The 20,950-nt window shown below is 42.4% G+C and carries 27 protein-coding genes; 17 read left to right on the plus strand and 10 right to left on the minus strand.

Annotated elements, in window-relative coordinates:
- The first annotated feature begins 14 nt into the window (after positions 1-14).
- From ABTV07_RS10365 to ABTV07_RS10380, 4 genes are all read left to right on the plus strand, one after another.
- Entirely contained in the window at positions 15-803 is a 789-nt protein-coding gene (locus ABTV07_RS10365) for a hypothetical protein (protein ID WP_433750891.1), read from the plus strand.
- Between the two features lie 4 nt (positions 804-807).
- Entirely contained in the window at positions 808-1,302 is a 495-nt protein-coding gene (locus ABTV07_RS10370; protein ID WP_433750893.1) for a hypothetical protein, read from the plus strand.
- 91 nt (positions 1,303-1,393) lie between these two features.
- A complete protein-coding gene (locus ABTV07_RS10375) occupies positions 1,394-1,711 on the plus strand; it encodes an MGMT family protein (RefSeq protein ID WP_433750895.1) in 318 nt (105 codons plus the stop codon).
- 99 nt (positions 1,712-1,810) lie between these two features.
- Positions 1,811-2,434 carry a DUF2238 domain-containing protein gene (locus tag ABTV07_RS10380; RefSeq protein ID WP_433750898.1) on the plus strand — a complete coding sequence of 208 codons (624 nt, stop codon included), beginning with the start codon at positions 1,811-1,813 and terminating at the stop codon, positions 2,432-2,434.
- 21 nt (positions 2,435-2,455) lie between these two features.
- Here the strand turns inward: ABTV07_RS10380 and ABTV07_RS10385 are convergent, their stop codons facing one another.
- Complete coding sequence (locus tag ABTV07_RS10385; protein WP_433750901.1) at positions 2,456-2,890, minus strand: RDD family protein; 435 nt, start codon at positions 2,888-2,890, stop codon at positions 2,456-2,458.
- Between the two features lie 240 nt (positions 2,891-3,130).
- On the opposite strand from ABTV07_RS10385, the gene ABTV07_RS10390 reads away from it, so the two are divergent.
- From ABTV07_RS10390 to ABTV07_RS10415, 6 genes are all read left to right on the plus strand, one after another.
- Entirely contained in the window at positions 3,131-4,135 is a 1,005-nt protein-coding gene (locus tag ABTV07_RS10390; RefSeq protein ID WP_433750904.1) for an S-layer homology domain-containing protein, read from the plus strand.
- 621 nt (positions 4,136-4,756) lie between these two features.
- The gene (locus ABTV07_RS10395; RefSeq protein ID WP_433750907.1) at positions 4,757-5,026 is read left to right on the plus strand and encodes a hypothetical protein; all 270 of its coding nucleotides are present in this window, start codon (positions 4,757-4,759) and stop codon (positions 5,024-5,026) included.
- A 90-nt stretch (positions 5,027-5,116) separates the two neighbouring features.
- Positions 5,117-5,575: a MarR family winged helix-turn-helix transcriptional regulator gene (locus ABTV07_RS10400; protein ID WP_433750910.1), complete on the plus strand. Its 459-nt coding sequence runs from the start codon at positions 5,117-5,119 to the stop codon at positions 5,573-5,575.
- A 149-nt stretch (positions 5,576-5,724) separates the two neighbouring features.
- Positions 5,725-6,426 carry a DsbA family protein gene (locus ABTV07_RS10405; protein ID WP_433750913.1) on the plus strand — a complete coding sequence of 234 codons (702 nt, stop codon included), beginning with the start codon at positions 5,725-5,727 and terminating at the stop codon, positions 6,424-6,426.
- Position 6,427: 1 nt separating this feature from the next.
- The gene (locus tag ABTV07_RS10410) at positions 6,428-6,838 is read left to right on the plus strand and encodes a disulfide oxidoreductase (protein WP_433750916.1); all 411 of its coding nucleotides are present in this window, start codon (positions 6,428-6,430) and stop codon (positions 6,836-6,838) included.
- 108 nt (positions 6,839-6,946) lie between these two features.
- Positions 6,947-7,333 (plus strand): hypothetical protein, encoded by a 387-nt coding sequence (locus ABTV07_RS10415; RefSeq protein ID WP_433750919.1) that lies wholly within the window; start codon positions 6,947-6,949, stop codon positions 7,331-7,333.
- 21 nt (positions 7,334-7,354) lie between these two features.
- Here ABTV07_RS10415 and ABTV07_RS10420 read toward each other — a convergent pair whose 3' ends face one another.
- The 5 genes from ABTV07_RS10420 to ABTV07_RS10440 form a co-directional block, all read right to left on the minus strand.
- Entirely contained in the window at positions 7,355-9,223 is a 1,869-nt protein-coding gene (locus tag ABTV07_RS10420; protein WP_433750921.1) for an LTA synthase family protein, read from the minus strand.
- A gap of 125 nt (positions 9,224-9,348) precedes the next feature.
- Positions 9,349-9,912 carry a BclA C-terminal domain-containing protein gene (locus tag ABTV07_RS10425; protein WP_433750924.1) on the minus strand — a complete coding sequence of 188 codons (564 nt, stop codon included), beginning with the start codon at positions 9,910-9,912 and terminating at the stop codon, positions 9,349-9,351.
- A gap of 196 nt (positions 9,913-10,108) precedes the next feature.
- Positions 10,109-11,041, minus strand: coding sequence for a nucleoside hydrolase (locus tag ABTV07_RS10430; RefSeq protein WP_433750927.1), 933 nt, complete (start codon positions 11,039-11,041; stop codon positions 10,109-10,111).
- Between the two features lie 141 nt (positions 11,042-11,182).
- Positions 11,183-11,851 carry a hypothetical protein gene (locus ABTV07_RS10435; protein WP_433750930.1) on the minus strand — a complete coding sequence of 223 codons (669 nt, stop codon included), beginning with the start codon at positions 11,849-11,851 and terminating at the stop codon, positions 11,183-11,185.
- Positions 11,852-11,938: 87 nt separating this feature from the next.
- Positions 11,939-12,541 carry a DNA-3-methyladenine glycosylase gene (locus ABTV07_RS10440; protein ID WP_433750932.1) on the minus strand — a complete coding sequence of 201 codons (603 nt, stop codon included), beginning with the start codon at positions 12,539-12,541 and terminating at the stop codon, positions 11,939-11,941.
- 141 nt (positions 12,542-12,682) lie between these two features.
- Between ABTV07_RS10440 and ABTV07_RS10445 the strand changes: the two genes are divergently transcribed.
- On the plus strand, positions 12,683-12,952 hold the full coding sequence (locus ABTV07_RS10445; RefSeq protein ID WP_433750934.1) for a late competence development ComFB family protein: 270 nt from the start codon (positions 12,683-12,685) through the stop codon (positions 12,950-12,952).
- A 62-nt stretch (positions 12,953-13,014) separates the two neighbouring features.
- Here the strand turns inward: ABTV07_RS10445 and ABTV07_RS10450 are convergent, their stop codons facing one another.
- On the minus strand, positions 13,015-13,725 hold the full coding sequence (locus tag ABTV07_RS10450) for an SGNH/GDSL hydrolase family protein (protein WP_433750937.1): 711 nt from the start codon (positions 13,723-13,725) through the stop codon (positions 13,015-13,017).
- A gap of 128 nt (positions 13,726-13,853) precedes the next feature.
- Between ABTV07_RS10450 and ABTV07_RS10455 the strand changes: the two genes are divergently transcribed.
- The 5 genes from ABTV07_RS10455 to ABTV07_RS10475 all read left to right on the plus strand — a co-directional run bounded on the left by ABTV07_RS10455 (position 13,854) and on the right by ABTV07_RS10475 (position 17,502).
- Positions 13,854-14,240: a YunG family protein gene (locus ABTV07_RS10455; protein ID WP_433750939.1), complete on the plus strand. Its 387-nt coding sequence runs from the start codon at positions 13,854-13,856 to the stop codon at positions 14,238-14,240.
- Between the two features lie 45 nt (positions 14,241-14,285).
- Positions 14,286-14,678, plus strand: coding sequence for a thiol-disulfide oxidoreductase DCC family protein (locus tag ABTV07_RS10460; protein ID WP_433750942.1), 393 nt, complete (start codon positions 14,286-14,288; stop codon positions 14,676-14,678).
- Between the two features lie 316 nt (positions 14,679-14,994).
- Positions 14,995-15,570 (plus strand): sigma-70 family RNA polymerase sigma factor, encoded by a 576-nt coding sequence (locus tag ABTV07_RS10465; RefSeq protein WP_433750944.1) that lies wholly within the window; start codon positions 14,995-14,997, stop codon positions 15,568-15,570.
- Positions 15,563-16,348, plus strand: coding sequence for a hypothetical protein (locus tag ABTV07_RS10470; protein ID WP_433750947.1), 786 nt, complete (start codon positions 15,563-15,565; stop codon positions 16,346-16,348). Before ABTV07_RS10465 ends, ABTV07_RS10470 begins: the two co-directional genes overlap by 8 nt.
- Positions 16,349-16,593: 245 nt before the next feature.
- Positions 16,594-17,502: a cation diffusion facilitator family transporter gene (locus ABTV07_RS10475; RefSeq protein WP_433751193.1), complete on the plus strand. Its 909-nt coding sequence runs from the start codon at positions 16,594-16,596 to the stop codon at positions 17,500-17,502.
- A 56-nt stretch (positions 17,503-17,558) separates the two neighbouring features.
- Here ABTV07_RS10475 and ABTV07_RS10480 read toward each other — a convergent pair whose 3' ends face one another.
- Complete coding sequence (locus ABTV07_RS10480) at positions 17,559-17,657, minus strand: YjcZ family sporulation protein (protein WP_114744599.1); 99 nt, start codon at positions 17,655-17,657, stop codon at positions 17,559-17,561.
- Between the two features lie 262 nt (positions 17,658-17,919).
- Here ABTV07_RS10480 and ABTV07_RS10485 point away from each other — a divergent pair, with 262 nt between their 5' ends.
- Entirely contained in the window at positions 17,920-18,468 is a 549-nt protein-coding gene (locus ABTV07_RS10485) for a sporulation protein (protein ID WP_433750949.1), read from the plus strand.
- Positions 18,469-19,112: 644 nt separating this feature from the next.
- On the opposite strand, the gene ABTV07_RS10490 is transcribed toward ABTV07_RS10485, so the two are convergent.
- Together ABTV07_RS10490 and ABTV07_RS10495 are read right to left on the minus strand one after the other, a co-directional pair.
- On the minus strand, positions 19,113-19,592 hold the full coding sequence (locus ABTV07_RS10490; RefSeq protein WP_433750951.1) for a hypothetical protein: 480 nt from the start codon (positions 19,590-19,592) through the stop codon (positions 19,113-19,115).
- Between the two features lie 35 nt (positions 19,593-19,627).
- Positions 19,628-20,884, minus strand: coding sequence for an MDR family MFS transporter (locus tag ABTV07_RS10495; protein ID WP_433750954.1), 1,257 nt, complete (start codon positions 20,882-20,884; stop codon positions 19,628-19,630).
- Positions 20,885-20,950: the final 66 nt, after the last annotated feature.

The raw sequence follows: 20,950 nt of genomic DNA on the forward strand, positions 1-20,950 counted from the left end.
GTAAGGGGATCATGATGAAGAATATTACAAGCGACGATACGGCACGGCGCTATAGGGCGCAGGTCAGCATTCTTGGCACCACCCAAATTCATCTGCGCAATCCCTACATTGTGGCGTGGTGGTCAGCAGCATTTCCAGGCTTCGGCCACTTGCTGCTTTCCAAATATCTCAGAGGATACGTTCTCTTCATCTGGGAAGTCGTCATTAATTTAAAAGCGCATGTCAATCTAGGAATGATTTATTCCTTTCAAGGAAGGATTGGTGAGGCAAAGGCCATCTTGGATACCAGATGGCTGCTCATCTATATTCCGGTCTATCTTTTTGCGATATGGGACAGCTATCGGACCACAATCGACATGAACAAAATCTATTATCTGGCCGATAAGGAAAATCATCGGTATTCTACATTTGACATGGGTTCGCTTGAAATCAATTACATGGATAAACGGAAACCCTTTTTGTCTGTCATCTGGTCCATGTTCATGCCGGGACTCGGACAGCTGTATATCCACCGAATTGCTACGGCATTCTTCATTATCGTGTGGACGGTTGTATTCTTCTTTCAGTCACACGAACTAGAAGCAATTCAACTCCTGTTTATGGGAGATGTAGCGGGATCCACAAAAGTATTGGATGAGGAATGGCTGCTGTTTTTTCCATCCATCTATGGCTTTTCCATATTCGATTCCTATATGAATACCGTCGAAAACAATAAGCTGTTTAAACAGGAGCAGAAGCAATTTTTGAAAGATAATTATCAAAATAAACATTTTGTCGTAAAAAAGGGATCCATATTGGAGTGAAAATATGCAAATTTTTTCAACCTTCCAGCATACTACCTACTTAGAAATGGCTATTACAGCACTCCAGGAAAAAGGGATAAAAAAAGAGAATATCTTTGCGGTTCCTTTACAAAATCCTCCGGCTGACCCAAAACTATTTGATTCCATGCATCATTCTGACGGCGTGTCCCTAAGTGATATAGGCATGGCGCTTGCAACAGCCTTTTCTGTCATTGGGGCGAGTATCGGATTTTCTCTAAAGTGGGGTCCGATCTATTGGGGGCTGATATATGCAACAGTTGGCTTTCTTTTAGGTTTTGTCATCAAGTTGATCTACTATAAGATGAACAAGGTCAAAAAAAGACTCCAAAAGGGAAAGACATCAGAAGTGATTTTGATAGTGGAATGCTCAGAAACGGAAATCAACTCGGTCGAACATATTCTGCACACGTTCCGGGTCATGGGAATAGGGAAAGTGGCCAATTCGCTGGAAACGACGGATTCCATCCTGCATGAATAACGCACATTCATTTTACAGGCTTACAGAGAGCCTGTTTTCTTTTTTTCATTATAGTTATAATGAAGAAAAGGCATAAGGGAGATATAAAAGAATGACGGGTTTTACAAAGAATGTTGTGGAAATCATCTTATCCATACCAAAGGGGAAAGTCATGTCTTACGGTCAGATTGCAAGGGCTGCCGGCAGTCCACGGGCTGCAAGGCAAGTGGTGAGAATCCTCCATAGTATGAGTGCAAAATATAAACTGCCCTGGCACAGGGTCATCAACTCAAAAGGAGAGATTGGTTTTCAGGATGAAGATTCGATGCGCGAGCAAATCGACCGATTGGAATTTGAAGGGGTTGTCGTGTCTCCAAAAAACAGGATTGATCTTACTGAATTCGGCTGGATGCCAGATCTGCATGAATAAGACAATTTTGAAAAAAGGCATGAGTCAGTTTGCTAAATGAATAAGATGGCAAACAAGTCTTCATACTAAAGGTAAATATCCCCAGAGGAGGGGAACACTGTGGCTCATCCCATCAAAAAAATTCACCTTGCTCTGCTGGTCATTGTTCTACTGGTTTTAATCTGGTCTGGAATTTCCCCCAAAAGCTATTTGACATGGTCGCTGGAAGTAGGTCCTGCAACAGCGGGAATCATCATTTTGGCTATTGCTTATCGAAAATTCCAATTTACTACGCTTGTATACATAATACTTTCTGTCCTGTGCATTTGGATGTTCATTGGCGGACATTATACATACGAACGTGTGCCGCTTTTTAATTGGATCAAAGAACAATTCCACCTGAAACGGAATGAATATGACCGGGTGGGGCATTTTCTCAAAGGCTTTGCTGCCATTGCTATAAGGGAAGTGCTGATAAGAAAATCCTGTCTGAAACCTTCTAAATGGCTGATCTTTCTCGTACTCTGCGTCGTCCTTGCCTTGTCGGCATCCTATGAAATCGCCGAGTGGCTTGCGGCTGAAATCCTAGGACGCGAAGCGCATGATTTCCTCGGTACACAAGGGGACATCTGGGATTCAGAGTGGGATATGTCACTAGCTTTTTTAGGAGGGGTGCTCAGTCTCCTTACATTATCACGGCTGCATCAATATTATCTAAACAAGAAAGGCACCCATTCAAAGTGACAGGGTGCCTTTTGCTTTTTCTTAAAGTTCTTCTGGTTTCATTTCTCCTGGCTTTGCATACGTCACATAAGTGCCGGCGATAAAGTCATGGATTGAGCGTTTATCGTCGCGCACACCAACCATGATGGCACTGACAATCACACCGATTCCAATGGTCACCACATAAACAAGCCCCGCGACGACAATCCGGAGAAGCATAGTCCAAATCGTGACATTGCTGCCATCCACTTTGACAATGCGGATGCCGACAATCCTTTTCCCAACCACATACCCCGACCATAACACCGGCGTAATCAAATCATAAAGGAGCGTCAAGTTATTTAGGGGATGATTTGTTTGAAAGTCCTGGTAAAATAAAAAACTGATGATTAGTCCAAGTGGAGTGGAAACGATCAACCCATCCAGCAGCGTAGCTCCAAGGCGAATCCAAAATCCTGCAGGTCTTACCATATTCAAAACTCCTTCCTCATATAGTAGGAAATTATACCATACAAAAGCTGGGTAATGATGGTACATTTTATTTTATTCAATGGCTTCTTTCCTCAATACGAAATAATTCTCCTCACATGAATATTCTTCCACAATCGTTACTTACTGGAACATCCTCCATTGGCTTAAGCCTTCAGGTATACTTTGGGTAGGCTGCCAATCTAGCAGCAGTTTGCAAGATAAGTAGAATCAGAGGAGGAAAAGCAGATGAGAAACACTGGAAGAATGAGACTTCTGGCATCCATCATGCTGCTGGCAATGATGTTGATGCCAATGAAGCATGCGGCTGCCGCAGCTGAATTCAGCGATATCCCATCAAATTATTGGGCAAAATCCGAGATTTATGAATTGGTAGATAAACACGTTTTAACTGGCTACCCGGATCAAACATTCAAACCGGAGAGAAATGTAACGCGCTCCCAGGCAGCAGTCATGATTGGGCGTTCGTTGGGACTGAATACAGCCGGCCACCCAGCACCCCCATTCAAAGATATCGCAAAAGGGACCGAAGCATATCGATACATAACCGCACTGACTGATATTGGTGTCTTCTCTAAAGTATCATATTTTCATCCAGGCGAGCCTCTTACAAGAGCTCAGATGGCAAAAATCCTGGCGATTTCCTATGAGCTGAAAAACCAGTTGTCCCATACGTTCAAGGATGTTGCATCCACTCATTGGGCCTATAATTATATTGAAAAATTGGCTGCTTCAGGAATCACCACTGGAAAAACTGGCGGAATCTATGATCCTTCCGGTAAAGTAAGCCGTTCCCAAATGGCTGTATTCGTCACAAGGGCAATGGATTATAAGAAAAATGGACAGCCTGCAAGTGAAATAGATTCGGTTTTAACCTTGGTCAATGCAGAAAGGGCTAAAGCAGGTGCACAACCATTAAAACTCGCCGCTGATATTTCGAAGGTCTCTGCCGCAAAAGCTGCGGATATGAGAGATAAAAATTATTTTTCCCATACGTCACCAACTTACGGCGATCCATTTAAAATGCTGACAAATTTCGGCATTCACTGGACAGCAGCAGGTGAAAACATCGCCGCCGGCCAGCCAGACGCCAAATCTGTCATGACGGCATGGATGAACAGCGATGGCCACCGTGCAAACATCCTAAACCCAAATTATACAGAAATCGGGATCGGCCTCGCCAAAGGCGGATCCTATGGAACCTATTGGGTACAAACATTCGTTAAAAGATAAATAGATTGATAGATAGGAAGGACTGCAGATTTGCAGTCCTTTTTTATGTGGAAGTTTGTAAAATGACGGTCAAGCGGCCAAGATTAAATGAAATATGCATCATAATGAGCCGGATCGGGACTGGATGGTCTAAAGGAGTGCTAAATAGAGACAAAATGCTCATTGGGGTTTGAAAATTATGACAAAATGGCCACACATTTACGTTAAAATACCCAATGAAGATGGAGGAAGGAGAAAAATAGTATGATAATTAGGGTTCAGCCATGCTTGAAATGGGTTCTTTGCGCGAAAAATCATAGTTTATGCGCCACTCCTATTCCTTTATGCGCGAAAAACTCTATGTTATGCGCGAGACTATGCCTCTTATGATTCAAAACACCACTTTTATGCGCCACCGCAAAAATCCAGCTCAATATGAGCCAAAATAGCACCGCAAAATCCCCATCGGCACATATCCAAACGACAAAATCTGACAAAAACCGGGTGGTGACAGGCACCTTTTCGGACAGGCACCTTTTCGGACCGGCCACCTCCTCCGAACAATGAATGTGCAACTTTTGTTTAACTTTTATCCATAAGTGGTATAGGTAATTTGACTACTTTTATAAAGGAAGGGATTTCATGTATGAAGAATCAGCAGAGGGAAATAGCCCATTAGACCTGGAGATTCTAGCTGAAAAATACTTATTATTACTGTATAGATGTTTATTAAATGATGGACTAACACCTCAACGTGCAGAAGAAGTACTTTCCGAAGTATTCTCATACATAAAAAAGCACCCTGCAACTTGGATGAATCATCACCAAAAGATATCAGTGCGGCTCATCCAGCTCTGCAGACATTTTTCCAATAGATATGTAACAATAGAAAAAAAGGTGATAGTAATCTAAGTACTCTAGGGAGTGCCTTTTTTTTGCCTTTCTTTTTAGTTCATTATAGAATAGTTCATAGATGAACTAAAAAGAAAAGGAGTGATCACCATGCTGAACGAATCAAAAGATTATCAAAAAGCGGCTCAGCTTGTCATGTCATTTTCTGAAATCGCCAGGATGTCGTCCAAATTTACGCAGCAAAATGCGGAAAGTCTCGGGATCTCCCTTCCACAGCTCGGAATCATCAATACCTTGATTTCCTCAAAAGGCATGTCTCAAAAAGAACTTGGGGAAAAACTGCACATTTCAAAAAGTACCATAAGCGTCAATATTGAAAAACTGGTTCAGATGGGCCTCATCATCAGGATGGAAGCTGAAGAGGATAGAAGGGAAGTCATTCTTCAACTCACTGAAAAAGGGAAAGATATTTCCAGAACATCTGCCCAAAATGCATATTCCTACCGTGCCATGCTGAAAGCGGGGGAAGAAATCGGTATGGACAAAGTCGATCTCTTGCTTGAATTACATGAGCAAATACGAGAAAAGCTAAAGGGGATTACATTCTGAAAGGTTCTGCATGAATGGCGGTAAAGGAACTGTCACATTTGGGACGGAATTTTATTTGATGAAAATGTTATAATGTATTCAGTTTGCTGCTACCATTCAGAAGGATGTGTTCATGCCATCATCTGAAAATATAGAAAGAGGAGAGACTCATGGCGAAATCGAACCAGAAACCGTCTAAACAAACACCAAAATCTTCTGCCCGTCTAGTTTACTGGGTTGGCGGAATCGTACTTTTAGTCATCATCGCAATTATCTTCATTGGAAAGCAATCGAATCATGTAGAAAAGCAAGATGCTTTTTCGTATAAAAACCAGCCTTATCTAGGTGACAAATCAGCCCCGGTGAACATTGTGGAATTCGGGGACTATAAATGTCCTTACTGCAAAGCATTCAATGAATCATTTGTACCTGAAATCAAAAAGCAGGTAGTCGACACGGGTAAAGCCAAATTCTACTTCATTAATTATGCCTTTATCAATGTCGATTCAAAACGGGCCGCTAAATTTGCTGAAACTGTTTATAAAGAACTTGGAAATGATACGTTCTGGAAGTTCCATGAATTGCTTTACAAAAAACAGCCGGATGATAAAAAATATGAAGAAATCGATTATTACACAGATGAATTCCTAGAAAAAACATTAGCTGAAATAGCTGATCAAAAAGAGGTAGACCAAGTGGTGAAAGCCTACCAAAATGGGGAAGGGGATGCCCCGTTCCAAAGAGATATGGATACAGTGAAAGAGTTGAAAGTCCAAAGCACTCCGACATTATTCATTAATGGCAAGGAATTTAACGGCAAGACTTTTGATGATTTCATCAAAATGGTAAACAAAGCGGAAAAGGAGTCCTAATATGAATAAACCTTTATTCGCCGCATGGATCACTTCCATTATCGCTTTGTTGGGAAGTCTGTATTTCAGCGAAATCCAGCATTTCATCCCGTGTACCCTTTGCTGGTATCAGCGGATTTTAATGTATCCACTTTTTGTGTTCATGGGAGTGGCCATTTACCGAAATGAACATCGCATTTATCCATACATCCTTCCATTTTCTATTTTGGGGATCGTCATCTCCGCATACCATTACTTGCTGCAGCATGTACCCGCGCTGCGTGAGTTTGAAATGTGTACAAGCGGTGTTCCATGTTCCGGCAAGTACATTGACTGGCTTGGATTCATCACGATTCCACTGCTGGCGTTCACGGCATTTACCATTATTACGATATTGATGTTCGTGCTGCAAAAGCAGGATAAAGAGCAATAATTGATCGCAAACCGCTTTTCCATTGGGGAAGGCGGTATTTTTTTGTCAACAAAGTCAATCGATTGTCTATATGGTAAAATAAAGAAAAAATTCACTTGGAGGGGTTTTTTGAAGATAGATAAAAAGGGATTGCTTTTCTGGGGCTGCGTATTTGTTCTGATTGGCCTTTATTATATTCCTGGCCTGGAATCCATTAGGCAGGGCACTACCTATATGCTTCCTATCATTCTTGTAATCATCAGCCAAATGTTTCGATCTGCCAGAGGATGGATTTTAAGGTATATAGAATTAGGGGGAGTATTATTTCTCTTAGCCGCCATTGATATTTTTTTGATCGTTTCCTTCCCACAAGGAGATATGGCACCAGGGGAAACATATGATTTTGCTTCAGTTCTCATTCGGGTTTTTATTTTGTTTTTCCAAAATATCGTTACTCTCATTTTGTTGGCAGGGACTTTTTTAGCTAAGAAAACGATGGAAATGAAAAAAGCGTAAGCCCAGGCCTACGCTTTTTTTCTATTCACTTTCCGGCAGCTGTGCATAATAGGAATCAGACAGCTCCTCAAGTGTAAGGACTTTTTGATAGCTGGTCTCATACTTGGAAAAATCCTTTACACGATCCATCGTGTTTAGGGAAAATGCATCTCCGTCTGCGAAGCTTTCATTCGGATAGTAAATGATATGATCGTTAACAAATCCGCCTGGCGGAAGATAATAGCGGATGCCGATCAAGTTGTTTTGACCTTGTAATAGATCCTGTCCGAAATGGACAAGTTTATGATCGATTTTCACCCCGAGAAGGTTGGCAAGCGTCGGCATGAAGTCAAGCTGGCCTCCCGGTGATGAAATGACCGTTCCGTTATCCGTTTTTCCAGGAATGGATACAATGAATGGAATCGTATATCGATCCTTTAAATTGTATTTATGACCCGTAAATTGTTCGAAAAGTTCTTGATCTCGATCATCCAGTGCTTTGTCTTGAAGACCGAGGTGATCTCCATAGAAAAGAATGACGGAATTATCCCATATCCCTTTTTTCTTCAATTCATCTATGAACCGGCCAATCGCAGCATCCGTATAGTTCTGAGCGGTCAAGTAATCCCCGATCAGCGTCCCATCGTATTCTGATGGCAGATCCAGCGTTTTCTTTTCATCCGGGATGACGAAAGGGTGATGGCTGGAAAGTGAAATGAACATGGAATAGAAAGGCTTTTTGGCATTGGCCAATGCTTCTGTCCCTTTTTTATACAGGACATCATCTGACGCTGCCATGCCAACCTTATCCGAATCGCCAAAATAGCTTTCATCAAAATATTGGCCGAACCCGAGATCAGGATACAACTGGTCGCGATTCCAGAAATTGATTTTATCCGTATGGAACGTCATTGTTGAATATCCCTTTTCCTTCAAGACCTTAGGCAGACTCGGAATCTGCTTGTTACCGACCGTAAGAGAGGTAGGTGTATTGTCATTCGGGAATAGGGAGGTATTCATGATGAATTCTGCATCAGATGTATTCCCAGGCCCTACCTGTTGGAAGAGATTCGGGAAGTAAAAGCTGTGTTTCACAAGCTCGTTCAAATTCGGCGTCACTTCTTTTCCATTGATTTTCAGACCGATCAAAAAGTTTTGGAATGACTCGCCTTGAATGACGATGACATTTCGTCCTTTTGCCATCCCAAAGTATTTCCTCTGATCGGCAGGAATGAGTTTGATTCCTTTAATGGACGCGATTTTTTGATTGGTTTCGTATGGATCCGCCTTTTCATTAGCCATGGTTGCAGCTGAATTCGGCTTTGAAGATTTAGCAATATTAATCGCTTCGTAGTTGAAAATTCCCTTAGACTCAGCCGCAAGGACCGGATTCGCTATATCTACATTTTTATAATAAAAAAAGACAATGACACAGACGGCAAGTGATCCAAGAAATGTGCGTCTTTTCCAAGGACTTTTGGCTTCGCTTTGTACAAGGGGATACTTGTTGAAGATCATTAGGATCAGCAAAATAATGATATCCACATAAAGCAAGGCGTATAAAGGACTTAAAAGAGAGGCAACACTATCCCGGATGGCGCCGAGCTGTCCGATTTCAAGCAGCACATGGTAAGTCGGTATTGTATTGAACCATGTGACATATAGCAAAATAGCCGCAAAAAATGTGGTGATGAAAGCATTCGCTGCTAAATAAATATAGGGAGCTCCTTTTTTTGCTAAAACTTCTGCAAGACCGAGCAGCAGAAAAATAAAACAGCCCTCTAAGGCAATGACTTTTAATAGATTGAAATCTTTAAACAAAATGGCATGCAGAGCAAATGCTTTTAGAATCAATAAAGCTGCATGGAAGCCGTAATGGCTTTTTCTGAATGTACGTATAGCATTTTTCATTGAAATTTCCTTCTTTCAGATGCGATAAAACTCCTATACTATTATTCCGATTAGGCAAGGAAATGTCAACGAATAGCCTAGAGTATAGAAAAAGGAGCCTATGAGTAGACTCCTATTGTTAAAGATTATTGAGGCGCCTGTGAAAGGTCGGCCACTTTTTTGATGGTGATATCTGAACTAGTTCCGCTTGCAACTGTAAGACCCAAGTCGTCAACAACCAATTGCAGGTTGACTGGTGCCGTGTTTACACGAACCAATACTTCCTTCGAAAGTGCAGCACCTGCATTAAGCAGTGTGGTAGAAGGGGAAACGGTCGCACCGCCCACCTCCAAATGGATACCTCCCAATGCTGAAGCAGCAGCTGTTCCAACTGAATAATCAACGGAATAGAAGCCGGTTTCATTTAGACTGAAAGTAGTATCGCTGGTTTGCGTTACTGCCTGGCCGAAGGATGCTCCAGGTGTATTAAACGGGACGGCTGAACCTGCAGTTAGCGCCAATGTAACTGCTCCAGCATCATTGTAAGCGCTGAGTGCCGAAGAAAGTCCGCTTCCAGCTGGACCCGCAGGACCTTGAGGGCCAGGGATTGTCCTAACTACATATCCAGATGAGCGCTGACGGGATGGACCGGTTGAGAAATTGGAGCCGTTCGGATAGCAAGTCACGCCGGGATAATTATAGATTGCCATTATTTTCACTCCTTTCTATTTGGCATACTGTATCTTATTCAAAGTTGATTATTTCGATAGGGCTTATCTATTCTATAAAAACACCATTTTTTAACTAAAGTCCGCCAAATTTATGAATAGAGTGAGAAAGGGTGATGGCATTAAGCCTGGGGAATATTCCATTAGAAGGGAAGGTTACTGCAGTTTCATGATCATATTAAACCATCTTAAGCATGCAGTCTTTTAATTCTTTGATAAAAATATCATAGTTCAGTTTGATGGCAATCCGGGTTTTCCCCGGTTTCCCCAATGGACGAAGATCGATATAGGACAATCCTTTCGCCTCGATTCCTTCGATCACTTGCGCATCATAATAGATATATTCTGCGATATTAGGCTTGCAGACCGTCATGACTGTAACGAGATCATGCATCGGAGCCCCGATGATTCCCGGTGATAATTTTTTGTATGCCGTAAAATAGTATTCAAAAATCGGTTTTAACATAAAAGCAAATGGATTGGATTTGTGTTTGGAAAACAGGTCGACCACTTCGTCTGTCAGATAGGCAAAATTAGTCGTATTCAGAGGTGTGATGGTGATGTTATGGGCATGCTTCAATACAAAATTAGTAGAGGTAGGGTCGCCGTGAAAATTAGCCTCCGCAAGCGGCGTCACATTTCCCGGTGCAAAAAAAGAACCTCCCATTAAATAGAACCCATTCACCAGCTTCATCTGGGAAGGATATAAAATGAATGCTGTTGCCAGGGATGTTGAACGGCCGGTATCAACGATATTGAGTTCACTCCCATATGTTTCAATGAGCAAGCGGATCGTATCAAAAGGAAAGACCTTGATATAGTCCTTAACCGGTGGCTGAATGGGGCCGATGCCGTCTTCCCCGTGAATCTCAGGATAATACGTAACCATTTTCTTTTGGATGGGCATAAATGCTCCTGGAATTACCGGGATCTCAGGCTTCCCAGCCAAATCGAGAAGATAGGAGGCATTAGCTATCGCCTGTTCTTTTGAAACATTTCCATAGCTGGCAACAATTCCTACGATTTCTATTTCGGGGTTGATCAACGCAAACATGATCGCAATTGAATCATCGATTCCCGGATCGCAGAATAATAGAATCTTCTTTGGCATAATGGACTCCCACCCATCAATTTAGTTGAAAATAGTTGAATTAATATATGCTTTGTTCATGGAAGATATTACCTGATGGGTCGTTGGTCCCGAATCATACAAAAGAAGCCTCCTTAGAAAGGGGGCTTCACAATACCGATTTTATCCGTTTTTCCCAAATAAAATTGGGCATTGTGGAGGATAGGAGGGAGTGGAACATTCCAGCTTCAGGATTTCACGCGGCTGGCAAAAAGCCGCTCGGCCGACTTCCACAGTCACTTCCTGAGAAGTTTGAATGCTCTGGCATAATTCAAGGGTAGCATTCACACTTGTCAAGACATCACCTGAACAATTGACCTTGAGTTTACATTGAACACTCGATAGATAGACAGTAAGTTCCGTGTCATCAGGCGCACAAAGGAGAACCGTTTCGGGGACTTCAATCAGAACAGTCGCAGATTGCTCGATGAATGGTGTTGAACCGTTGATGCCGCTGAATTCGATAATCAAACCGAGCATCTTTACAAAGGAAATCTTCTGCAATGTGATCAGTGCGCCATCAATGACTAGGGACGTTGATTGACGGCCGCTGATTTCGAATGTCTTTATAACAGAACCGGGAGCTAATGGTTCGCCGGTCTCCGGATCCACCAGGATGCAGCGGGCCGTCATCTTTGAAATGGCCGCACCGCATGGATCAATGGCTAAGTTTCCAAGGTCTGCGGCATTGATGGTGGAAGCGACCGAATTTTGCAGCACAACCCAATCATAGATTTTTTGAGCGTTGATGCACATGCTTTCAATTGAATCGCAGCGAGACCGCACCGCCATAGTAACACTCCTCATACGAATGAATTTGTTAACAAAGTATGTAGGCATATGCGGATTGTTGCAGGATTTTAAAAAAGAATTTAGGCATTAGCCCTTTTTTGACAGGAAGGGTGTGTCTTCTATCCAATAGCGCCAAGGATAGTCTTTGGCTTCGCCGGAATTGTCGATCCCGACCCGTTTTCCTTGACCAATGCCGGATGGCGTATTCCCTTCACAAATAAATAAAGGTGGATTCGTGAAGTGATGCCCATAATAATCCATGCCGATACCAAGGGCTTTTGTCAGCTTGCCCGGTCCATTGGTCAAATTTTTCCCATAGGGCATCTTTCTCCTTGCACTCATAAGGTCAATTCCCGAAAAAGGTTCAACTGCTCGAATCAAAACTGCCTCAGGAGCATCGAGGGCTCCACTGACCACATTCAAAAGGCAATGGGTATGCATGACATACGTATAAACAGTTCCTGCTTCAGCAAACATCGCTTCAGTCCGCTTCGTTCTGCGATTTTGAAAGGAATGGGCGGCACGGTCGCCTGGGCCGATGTATGCTTCTGTTTCTGCAATATAACCTGACACAGTTCCTTCCGGCGTCATATGGACAAGCAGACAGCCGAGCAGGGATTTCGCCAATTCCAATGTAGGCTGCTGATAAAAATCTGTGGGCAATGGTTTGTAATGAATATCCGTCAGCATCAACTCTTCCTTTCGTATAAGAGATTAAAAAAATCTGTAAATTCGACAACAGGCAATGGTAAGATAGAGATAACGATGATGTCAAAGTCTAAAAAGAAACGAATTTTTCGAGTACACCTAAGAATAATAGGAGAGAATGCAATGAAATACACCAATGTAATGGAAGAAATTGTTTCAGCTCTTGTCACGATGTACATGAAAGGCCCTGAATATCAGACATTCTGCAAATGTGAAAAATGCACCAATGATATCATTGCCCTGAGCCTGAATTCGCTCCCGAGCCATTATGTGACGACAGAAGATGGCCGAAAGCTGACATTCGAGATGCTTAATACAGTTGAAAATCGAAATTGGATCAACAAAAGGATCATTAAAGCGATTTATGTCGTGGGAAAATTCCCGAAACATTAATTTTCATGAAAATATAAAAATAGAAGGGACCGGAATACGTAATGCACACCGGTCTCTTCTATTTAATTTTGATAAGATTCAACCTTTTGCATCATCAGGCTCAATTCTGCAAAAATGGCGTCACTCATCACTTTATACCCTTTTTTTGTGAGATGTATTCCGTCATCACTGATTAAAGATGCTAAGTCCCCAGCTTTTTTTATATAGGAGCGGACATCGATCCGTTTGATGGAATCCATTTGGTCCAGAAGCATATTCAGCGATCGATTGTAGGAGCCGTGCCAATGTTCAATTCCTCCGACCGTGTTGATCCAGTGGCTGATGGAAGTACCGAATCTAGATGCGATGTTTTTATAGTATCTGACAGGATCAAGGGGAGGAAGCGTTAGTACTATTGGTGTGATATCTGCAGTTTTCAACGTATCAATCAGCTGCGAAACATTCTTTAAATACCTTTCAATTGGCACGGTTGGCTCATGAGGGGAATCAGGCTCTTCCGCCACCTTGCCCCAATTGAAATCGCAGTCGTTGCCGCCAATATTCAAGAGGGCAAAATCCGGCTGCTCCAGAATGACATCTTTATCAACCCTTTTAATGAGGGAATCAGAATTGTCATTAAAGACCCCTTTATTGATGATTTCAATCTGCTCTTTCCCTGTTTGAACAAAATTCTGCTGTAGAAGAGAAGGGTAGTTCTCTTTCATGATGCGCAGTCTTCCACCAGTAAAAGAAACACCTCTGGTTATGCTGTCGCCAAGACAAATCATTTTCATCGCATTCATCCTTAAAATTTCATATTTATTTATTATTTTACAATAAAATCAGCGGTTGGCATACTAAAAGGATTATCAATGAAAATGGAGAATATATAGAGTAAAGAAGTGAAGGAGAATAAACAATTATGAAACCGACTATTGGTCAGTTGAGGGAGGCATTGCTCCATTCTTGGTCTTTGGAGACGAGCACAAAATGGGAAAAAGATTGCCCGGCAAAAGGACAATGTGGAGTCACGTCATTGGTGGTTCAGGATATTTTAGGTGGGGAGATATTTAAAACAAAAACCTTTGGCGGGTGGCACTATTATAATAAAGTGGATGAAAAGTTCATAGATTTCACGGATGCACAATTTAATGAAGCAATTGAATATGAACATATACCTGCTTCAAGAGAAGAAGCAATGTCTGATACAAACGATTATCAATACAACACTTTGAAAAGCAGTGTTATGAATTTTTACATACCGGTGTGCACGGAACAATCGTTAGATAGAATTAGTTTGTTACAATAATTTCAATGGGAAATGAATAAAAAATCCAATGCAAGGAGGGACGGCATGTCTGGGATCATTTTGTTTGACGGGGTATGCAACTTCTGCGACAGCAGTGTGCAGTTCATAATGAAAAGAGACTCAAAGGAGTATTTTAAATTCGCCTCTCTCCAGAGTGGAATCGGCCAAAGACTTCTTAAGGATCACAGTGCTCCTGCAGGATTGGATAGTGTCGTTCTCATTGAGAATGACCGTCTGTACACGGAGTCTGATGCGGCGCTTGCCATCTGCCGCCATTTGGACGGTCCATGGAAGCTCTTGTGGGGGCTAAAAATAATCCCTGCACGGATCAGAAACAAAATCTATCAATTCATCGCCAAGAATCGCTACAAGTGGTTCGGCCAAAAAGAAGCTTGCAAGATTCCAACACCAGAGGAAAGAAAGCGGTTTTTGGAATAAGGCTGTTTTCGTAAACATTGTTGTTAAAATCTAACTGCCGATTTTAACGCGAAAATATATGTCTGGCACGTTGCAATATAAAATACAGGCTCTTTTCTAGCTAAAAAAGTTAATTTGATTGCGAAAACTATCCGGTATTCTTTTCAAAACAACAAACTATAAGAAAAGAGCCTAGAGTAGAGTCGTATTCAGCTGAGCATTCACAAAAAGTGTGCTCGGCTTTTTTTGTCCAGCTCTGGCGCTATTTTGTGTAACCATTATGTTGAGTGCTTCGTCTTACAGGTGACTAGCTAGTTGAAATGAGGGGGGATGAGGTTTGGAAAGGCATCAATTTTCCGCCTCTGATATTGAGGATAGAGAAATTTTGGACATGAAGCCTGATGAAGCGATCGAACAGTTGATGGACCTTTACGGGGAAGATCTGAAAAGGCTCGCTTATTCTTATACGAAAAATTGGATGCAGACGGATGATCTCATTCAGGAAGTCTTTTTGTCCATTTACCAAAAACTTCACACATTCAATGGGAAGTCCGCTTTGAAAAGCTGGATATATTCCATTGCCATCAATAAATGCAAGGATTATTTGCGGAGCTGGCATTACCGCAAGATGCAATTGACTGACCACTGGTTGACCACTGGGAAAACACAAGGGGATGCACCGATGGAGAATGTCATACAAAAGGACGAGAATAAAAAACTCATCGAGGCAGTCTTAGAACTGCCAATTAAGTATCGGGAAGTAATCGTATTGTTCTACTACAGAGATATGAGCATTGATGAAATCTGTCAATTGCTAGACTTGAGCCCTTCAGCAGTTAAGACCCGGCTGCACAGGGGCAGAGAAAAACTAAGGATGTCGCATTCTTTGGAAGGAGGAATGCTGAATGGATGAGCAGTTGAAAAAGAGCAGGAAGGCCTTTGACTCTTATGTTTCCCAAAATAAAGTCTTTACAGAAGAGGATAAAAGAAGGATCAGAGACCGAATTCAAAGCGCACCAGCGACTTTCATCAGCAAAAAGAGGGCCGAATGGTTTTCGAAGTTGATGACAGGGGGAGTCGTGGCTGCAGTCATTTGCTTCCTTGCCATTTTTATTGGCAGCGGCCTTACGCATAATCTCGGTTCAAGTGATAAATCTGCAGAGTCTTCCCATATGGAATCAGCAGATGATTCAGGCTCTATGATAAAGGGATTCAATCCAGAAGCCGCAGATAAGAAGGATAGCTCCACCCTTTCAAAGCCAAATGAACTGACTGATGACGCGGGCAGGGTAAAATTAGAGCCGGAACTGCAGTCGATTTATAAGCAATTCTCGGCAAAGCATGATGACATGCTCCTCAGGGGATTAACCCCGCTGCAGATTTTCTACCTTTACTTTTATGCAGAGGATCAAAAAGATTATGGGGTTCAATATTGGCTTTTCAATCATGACCCGGATATAGAACAAACCTTTAAATCGGAAGAAGATTGGATTCAGGCTTCTCAAAAAGAAGGGAATTCCCTTTTGGAAAAAGTGAAGAATTCCTATTTAGAGGAAAAAATCACTGATGATTCAAATGCCTATATCCTCATTTCAAGCGGCGCTAATCAAAGCACTGAAAATTCACTCGGATTCGGACTTTCGAAAAATAAGGCAGGCGTCTGGAAAGTTAATTGGATGCCGATTCAATAGCTGCATTGCCCCGGAAGCATAACTCCGGGGTTATTTTTATTTGAAAAATGATTTTAAAAGAATACACCAAAGAGAATCACAGATAATAAAGAGAGATTAGAGTTCCATTCAGGGGAGAAAAAAAGTTTACTTAACGCAAAATTGTTTTGCGTAACTTATAAGGATAGTTATCCGCAACACTCTTGCTCTAGACCCACCCATGATGGGTTTGCTATGATATCAAGAGATTAACGTTAGAGGTGAAACTGTTGGGAGCAAGAGAATCAATAGCCAAAAAAATTGCATGGATCAGCCTGGTGGCCAATATTATCCTCACCGTCGGAAAATTGGTCATCGGATATACAAGCCACAGTGACGCAGTCTTTGCAGACGGGATCCATTCTGCTGCAGACGTCTTTGCATCACTCATTGTCCTTTTGGTCATTAAAATCGCCAATAAACCAGCTGATGAGGATCATCCATACGGCCATGGGAAAGCCGAAGTCATCGTATCCGGCATTGTCGGAATACTATTATTCCTTATTTCTATATATGTTGTGTATGAGGCCCTTACCGGTTTCATGCATCCGATTGAAACCCCAAGCATTCTAGCCATGTGGGTGGCCATCTTTTCTTATGGGGCAAAGGAATATCTTTACCGTTCATCCATGAAGGTTGCAAAACAGCATAACAGCAAAGCAATTGAAGCCATTGCCTTTGATCATAAAGCAGACATTGTTGCTTCCATCGCTGCCGCTGTCGGGGTGCTTCTTTCAGTATTGGGGAGCAAACTCCATATACATATCCTTTTATACGGGGACAAAGTAGCAAGTATTTTTGTAGCCTATCTGATTTTTAAGATTGCAAAGGAGATGCTTGTCGAAGCCTTTGATATCCTGCTCGAGCGCAACATCGATATGGAAACGCAAGCAGATTTTATTGCCATCATCGAAAAGTTCGAACTCGTGAGGAGAATTGATAAACTAAGGGCAAGGGAGCTGGGCCACTATATTGTAGTCGACCTGCGCATCGCCATCGATCATTATAAAACCATCAAAGAAGGACATGATTTAGCAAGAGAAATCAAGCAAGCCTTGATGGATAAATATGATAATATCGATGAAGTGCTCATCCATTTGAACCCTTACTATGCTGATGGGGAAGAAGAAGAGTAAAAAATGAAAAACGCCTTAAAAGCTAAGGCGTTTTTCGTTTTTTTTTTCATTAATTCCTAGTAACGGATGTAAGCAGAACCAATAATGATCAAAAGGATGAACAATACGACCACTAATGCGAATCCACCTGCTGCAAATCCACCAAAACCGCCCATCACAGTCACCTCCTTCAAGACCCTTTCTATCTCACTGTATGTAGGTGGAGGAGACTTTGACATGATAAATATTGCCCTTATGAAGGAATGTCGGCTAAAAGCCTTATTCCTTCTATGTTTATACTTGTGCCCATTTTTCCGGGAAAGGGGGAAGGAAGGGCCGAAAATAAAGGTAATGCTGTTCCACTGAAATAGTGGGAAAATCTGGTGACGTTTTTCAGGCAGAGTGATAAAATAATTCCTAAGAAGATGGGGGTGCATTGTGCAGAATATTTTTCAGTTTATCATTCCAGCTGCAATCATTGGATTCGTGCTATACCGCAGAATCCGGAGATCAATCGGTTTTCAGCTTTATAAACAGAGAAGGCTCATTGTCCGAATGAGCATCTTTTCAATCTTATTTGTATTGATTTTAGGGGTGAGCTTCAGTCATCCGATCAGCCTTCTTTATGACTTCCTCGGTGCCGCTGCAGGAGGGCTGACTCTTATGTATGCCATCCGGAAAAGCTTATTTGAAATGAAAGAGGATGGACTTTATTATCGGACGCATATATGGATTGAATCATTTATCTTATTTGTTTTTCTAAGCCGCTTCATATATCGCTTCACAAACTGGGGTTCTTTTTCGCAGTCTGCTGCTGTGGCAGGCAGCAATCCGAATCAAGTCAATATGGCTTTTACGAGCGATCCCATTAGCAGGGCAGTCTTTTTCCTTTTGGCCGTCTATTACATCGGGTTTTATTTCTACGTTTGGAAAAAAGGAAAGACTCTGCTCCAAGAAACAGAATCCAAACCGACAATACAAATTTAATGAATGAGATATAAAAAAAGGCGCCTCTGACTGTCGACAAACTCGTTTTAAATAGAGACTGTCTACAGTCTTTTATGATTTAATCGGAATATAAACGGGGCTGTTGACTTCCGTTCCAAGTGCTTCGCTTTCCGCGGGGCTGGCGGTGAGCCTCCTCGCTTCGCTGTGGGGTCTCACCTGTCCAGCTGATCCCGCAGGAGTCTCGCACTTTCCACTCCAGCCAACAAGGTGCCTCAGATAAGATGGCAGTAAATACTATCCTATTTCAAAATAGACTATTATAACGCTTGAGGGGATCTAAAAAATTATGCATGCAGGTGATGCTTACTTTCGCTGCAATAAATCTAAAAATAATGGCAACCTGCACAATGGAACAGCCAAAATTGGTTTAAGAACAGAATCAGGAGAAGATTAATGCATGATCAAAAAGAAGAAAACGCCAAAAGGGGTTCTGAATGAATACATTCCGAACCCCTTTTGACGACAATCCGAGGCGCCATGATCATAATGGCGCCTTTCTATTGTCCAGCTCCAGCGCCTAGCCCCTCGAGTCATAAGCCGTACCTCTACGGAAATCAGGATTTCCTTCGAGTTCCGTCTTATGCTGGTCGGGGCTGACCAAGGCGCTTACGCTTTTCTCTGTTTTAGCTTCTTTTAAACCGCTCATCAAGTAAATAGTCTTCCGCTTCGTCATACGAACCGTAGGCTGCTTCTAAATTAAGCCCGTCATAGATGTTCCACCACTCGTCTTCTTCAATCAGAATCAGCTCATGGCCTTCATCATTGACCCATCGTTCTTCCTGCGCTTCCCCGACAATGGCTGCTTCGCGCGTGTTCTTTTCATTCCATGAAAGGGATTCGATGGATTCCTTGATTACTTTCACCAATTCTTCAGCAGAGAACTCGCGGATATTGATCATTCCGCGGTCGTCTGTCGGATAGCCCTTCAGCAATCCTCCATATACGAAGCCATTCCCATTCGGATGCAAATGGTAAACGACATTGCTTTTTTCATAGGCGCTGTCTTCAAAATGGTAATTGACCCGTTTCATCGAGACGTCTTTTTTTGTCAGTTGCGGAAAATTCTTTTCAATAAGTGTTTGTTTTTCTTCAAATGTAAGCATGTATATCCTCTCACTTCTTCGATTTTGTCCGTTGATTATACCACAACCCGCTTTGAATCGGGAATGTTTTTAGGGACTGTCCTCAAATAGGACCTTTCCGCAATGCCGGCAATTTTCTGCTGGATGGCCAATGAGACAAGAAGGAGTGCACCTGCTCCTAAGAATATCAGACCGCCGCCTGCATGAAGCATGATCAAGCCCCCGATGGCAGGGCTGATGGTCCGTGACAGATCCCAATGAGTCCCGTAAATGGCAAAGAATGTTCCGCGTCTATCCTCTGGAGCCATTCTTCCGACAAAACTCAAGAAATGGTTCAGTCCGATGCTTTCTCCAATTGTCAGGATCAACACCGTGGTAATCAACATGATATAAGTGCTCGAAAACCCAAGGCCAACAGCAGCAAGAGCGAAGCATACGTAGGATATCCCTATGATTTTTCTCATCGTAAATTTACTGGACCATTTCACTAATGGAATTTCCACAAACAGGCTGAATACTGCCTTGGCAATCGACATCAATGTCAGAGCGAAGACCCCGTCCTTAAACATGTCCTGTGAAAACAGACGGTAGGTTGTTTCCATCTGTGCATAAAATAGACTGATTGGCATGGAAAGCAGCATGAATCCAATCAATGGCAGATAAAAAGAAAGTGGTCTTCGAATGGCCGAGGCAGGGATTATCCCACTTCCTTTCACGTTCCCTCCAGTGTTTAGCGGGGCTGTTTCTGTCATAAATGCCGCACAGAGCGCGAAATAAATGAGAAGGGCAGATCCTTCCAATAAAAATAAAAGGGAAGGACTGCTTTTATATAGGATGAGGCCGGCAGCAGGTCCGATCGTCATACCGAAAGAACCTATGGCAGAAATGACGGCGAACACTTCCGACCTCATATCCTCACTGGTCTGGTCCGCAATCTGTGCTCTTGATGCGGGGATATAGATGGCCCTGCCTGCTCCGTTCAGCGCATACAAAATCGCAATCATCCATACACTGTCAGCAAATACAAAGCCAATCATTGCAGCTCCTTGAAGAAACAGCGAACCGTTAATCGCAATTTTACGCCCGACCCTGTCCGTGTATGGACCTGCCAGAAATGTTACGAGCATTTCTGTGAATGGCTGCAATGATACGACAAGCATAGGTATCATCACACTGCCATTGAATACTTCATGAAGATACAAGATTAAAAACGGTGCAAGCATGGCACCTGAAATCCCCGTAATAAATTCTCCGACAAACCGGATCCAGATGACCCGATCGTATCGCTCTAGCAATGTTCTTATTTTTCTCATTTTCATCCCTCCTGGAAATCTCATTTTAGGATGGTTATTCCAGAAGAAAAAGAGTAGAATGACAGT

Source organism: Falsibacillus pallidus (assembly GCF_050990905.1).
Lineage (GTDB): Bacteria > Bacillota > Bacilli > Bacillales > DSM-25281 > Falsibacillus > Falsibacillus pallidus_A.

Bases quoted from the DNA above. Each gene is read 5' to 3' on its own strand.
- ABTV07_RS10470 (WP_433750947.1), top strand. From the start codon at position 15,563: ATGGATGAGCAGTTGAAAAAGAGCAGGAAGGCCTTTGACTCTTATGTT.
- ABTV07_RS10420 (WP_433750921.1), bottom strand. From the start codon at position 9,223: ATGAAAAATGCTATACGTACATTCAGAAAAAGCCATTACGGCTTCCAT.
- ABTV07_RS10405 (WP_433750913.1), top strand. From the start codon at position 5,725: ATGGCGAAATCGAACCAGAAACCGTCTAAACAAACACCAAAATCTTCT.
- ABTV07_RS10460 (WP_433750942.1), top strand. From the start codon at position 14,286: ATGTCTGGGATCATTTTGTTTGACGGGGTATGCAACTTCTGCGACAGC.
- ABTV07_RS10490 (WP_433750951.1), bottom strand. From the start codon at position 19,592: ATGCTTACATTTGAAGAAAAACAAACACTTATTGAAAAGAATTTTCCG.
- ABTV07_RS10450 (WP_433750937.1), bottom strand. From the start codon at position 13,725: ATGAAAATGATTTGTCTTGGCGACAGCATAACCAGAGGTGTTTCTTTT.
- ABTV07_RS10370 (WP_433750893.1), top strand. From the start codon at position 808: ATGCAAATTTTTTCAACCTTCCAGCATACTACCTACTTAGAAATGGCT.
- ABTV07_RS10440 (WP_433750932.1), bottom strand. From the start codon at position 12,541: ATGCTGACGGATATTCATTACAAACCATTGCCCACAGATTTTTATCAG.
- ABTV07_RS10455 (WP_433750939.1), top strand. From the start codon at position 13,854: ATGAAACCGACTATTGGTCAGTTGAGGGAGGCATTGCTCCATTCTTGG.
- ABTV07_RS10430 (WP_433750927.1), bottom strand. From the start codon at position 11,041: ATGCCAAAGAAGATTCTATTATTCTGCGATCCGGGAATCGATGATTCA.
- ABTV07_RS10445 (WP_433750934.1), top strand. From the start codon at position 12,683: ATGAAATACACCAATGTAATGGAAGAAATTGTTTCAGCTCTTGTCACG.
- ABTV07_RS10435 (WP_433750930.1), bottom strand. From the start codon at position 11,851: ATGGCGGTGCGGTCTCGCTGCGATTCAATTGAAAGCATGTGCATCAAC.
- ABTV07_RS10365 (WP_433750891.1), top strand. From the start codon at position 15: ATGAAGAATATTACAAGCGACGATACGGCACGGCGCTATAGGGCGCAG.
- ABTV07_RS10480 (WP_114744599.1), bottom strand. From the start codon at position 17,657: ATGGGCGGTTTTGGTGGATTTGCAGCAGGTGGATTCGCATTAGTGGTC.
- ABTV07_RS10400 (WP_433750910.1), top strand. From the start codon at position 5,117: ATGCTGAACGAATCAAAAGATTATCAAAAAGCGGCTCAGCTTGTCATG.
- ABTV07_RS10390 (WP_433750904.1), top strand. From the start codon at position 3,131: ATGAGAAACACTGGAAGAATGAGACTTCTGGCATCCATCATGCTGCTG.
- ABTV07_RS10495 (WP_433750954.1), bottom strand. From the start codon at position 20,884: ATGAGAAAAATAAGAACATTGCTAGAGCGATACGATCGGGTCATCTGG.
- ABTV07_RS10410 (WP_433750916.1), top strand. From the start codon at position 6,428: ATGAATAAACCTTTATTCGCCGCATGGATCACTTCCATTATCGCTTTG.
- ABTV07_RS10425 (WP_433750924.1), bottom strand. From the start codon at position 9,912: ATGGCAATCTATAATTATCCCGGCGTGACTTGCTATCCGAACGGCTCC.
- ABTV07_RS10395 (WP_433750907.1), top strand. From the start codon at position 4,757: ATGTATGAAGAATCAGCAGAGGGAAATAGCCCATTAGACCTGGAGATT.
- ABTV07_RS10375 (WP_433750895.1), top strand. From the start codon at position 1,394: ATGACGGGTTTTACAAAGAATGTTGTGGAAATCATCTTATCCATACCA.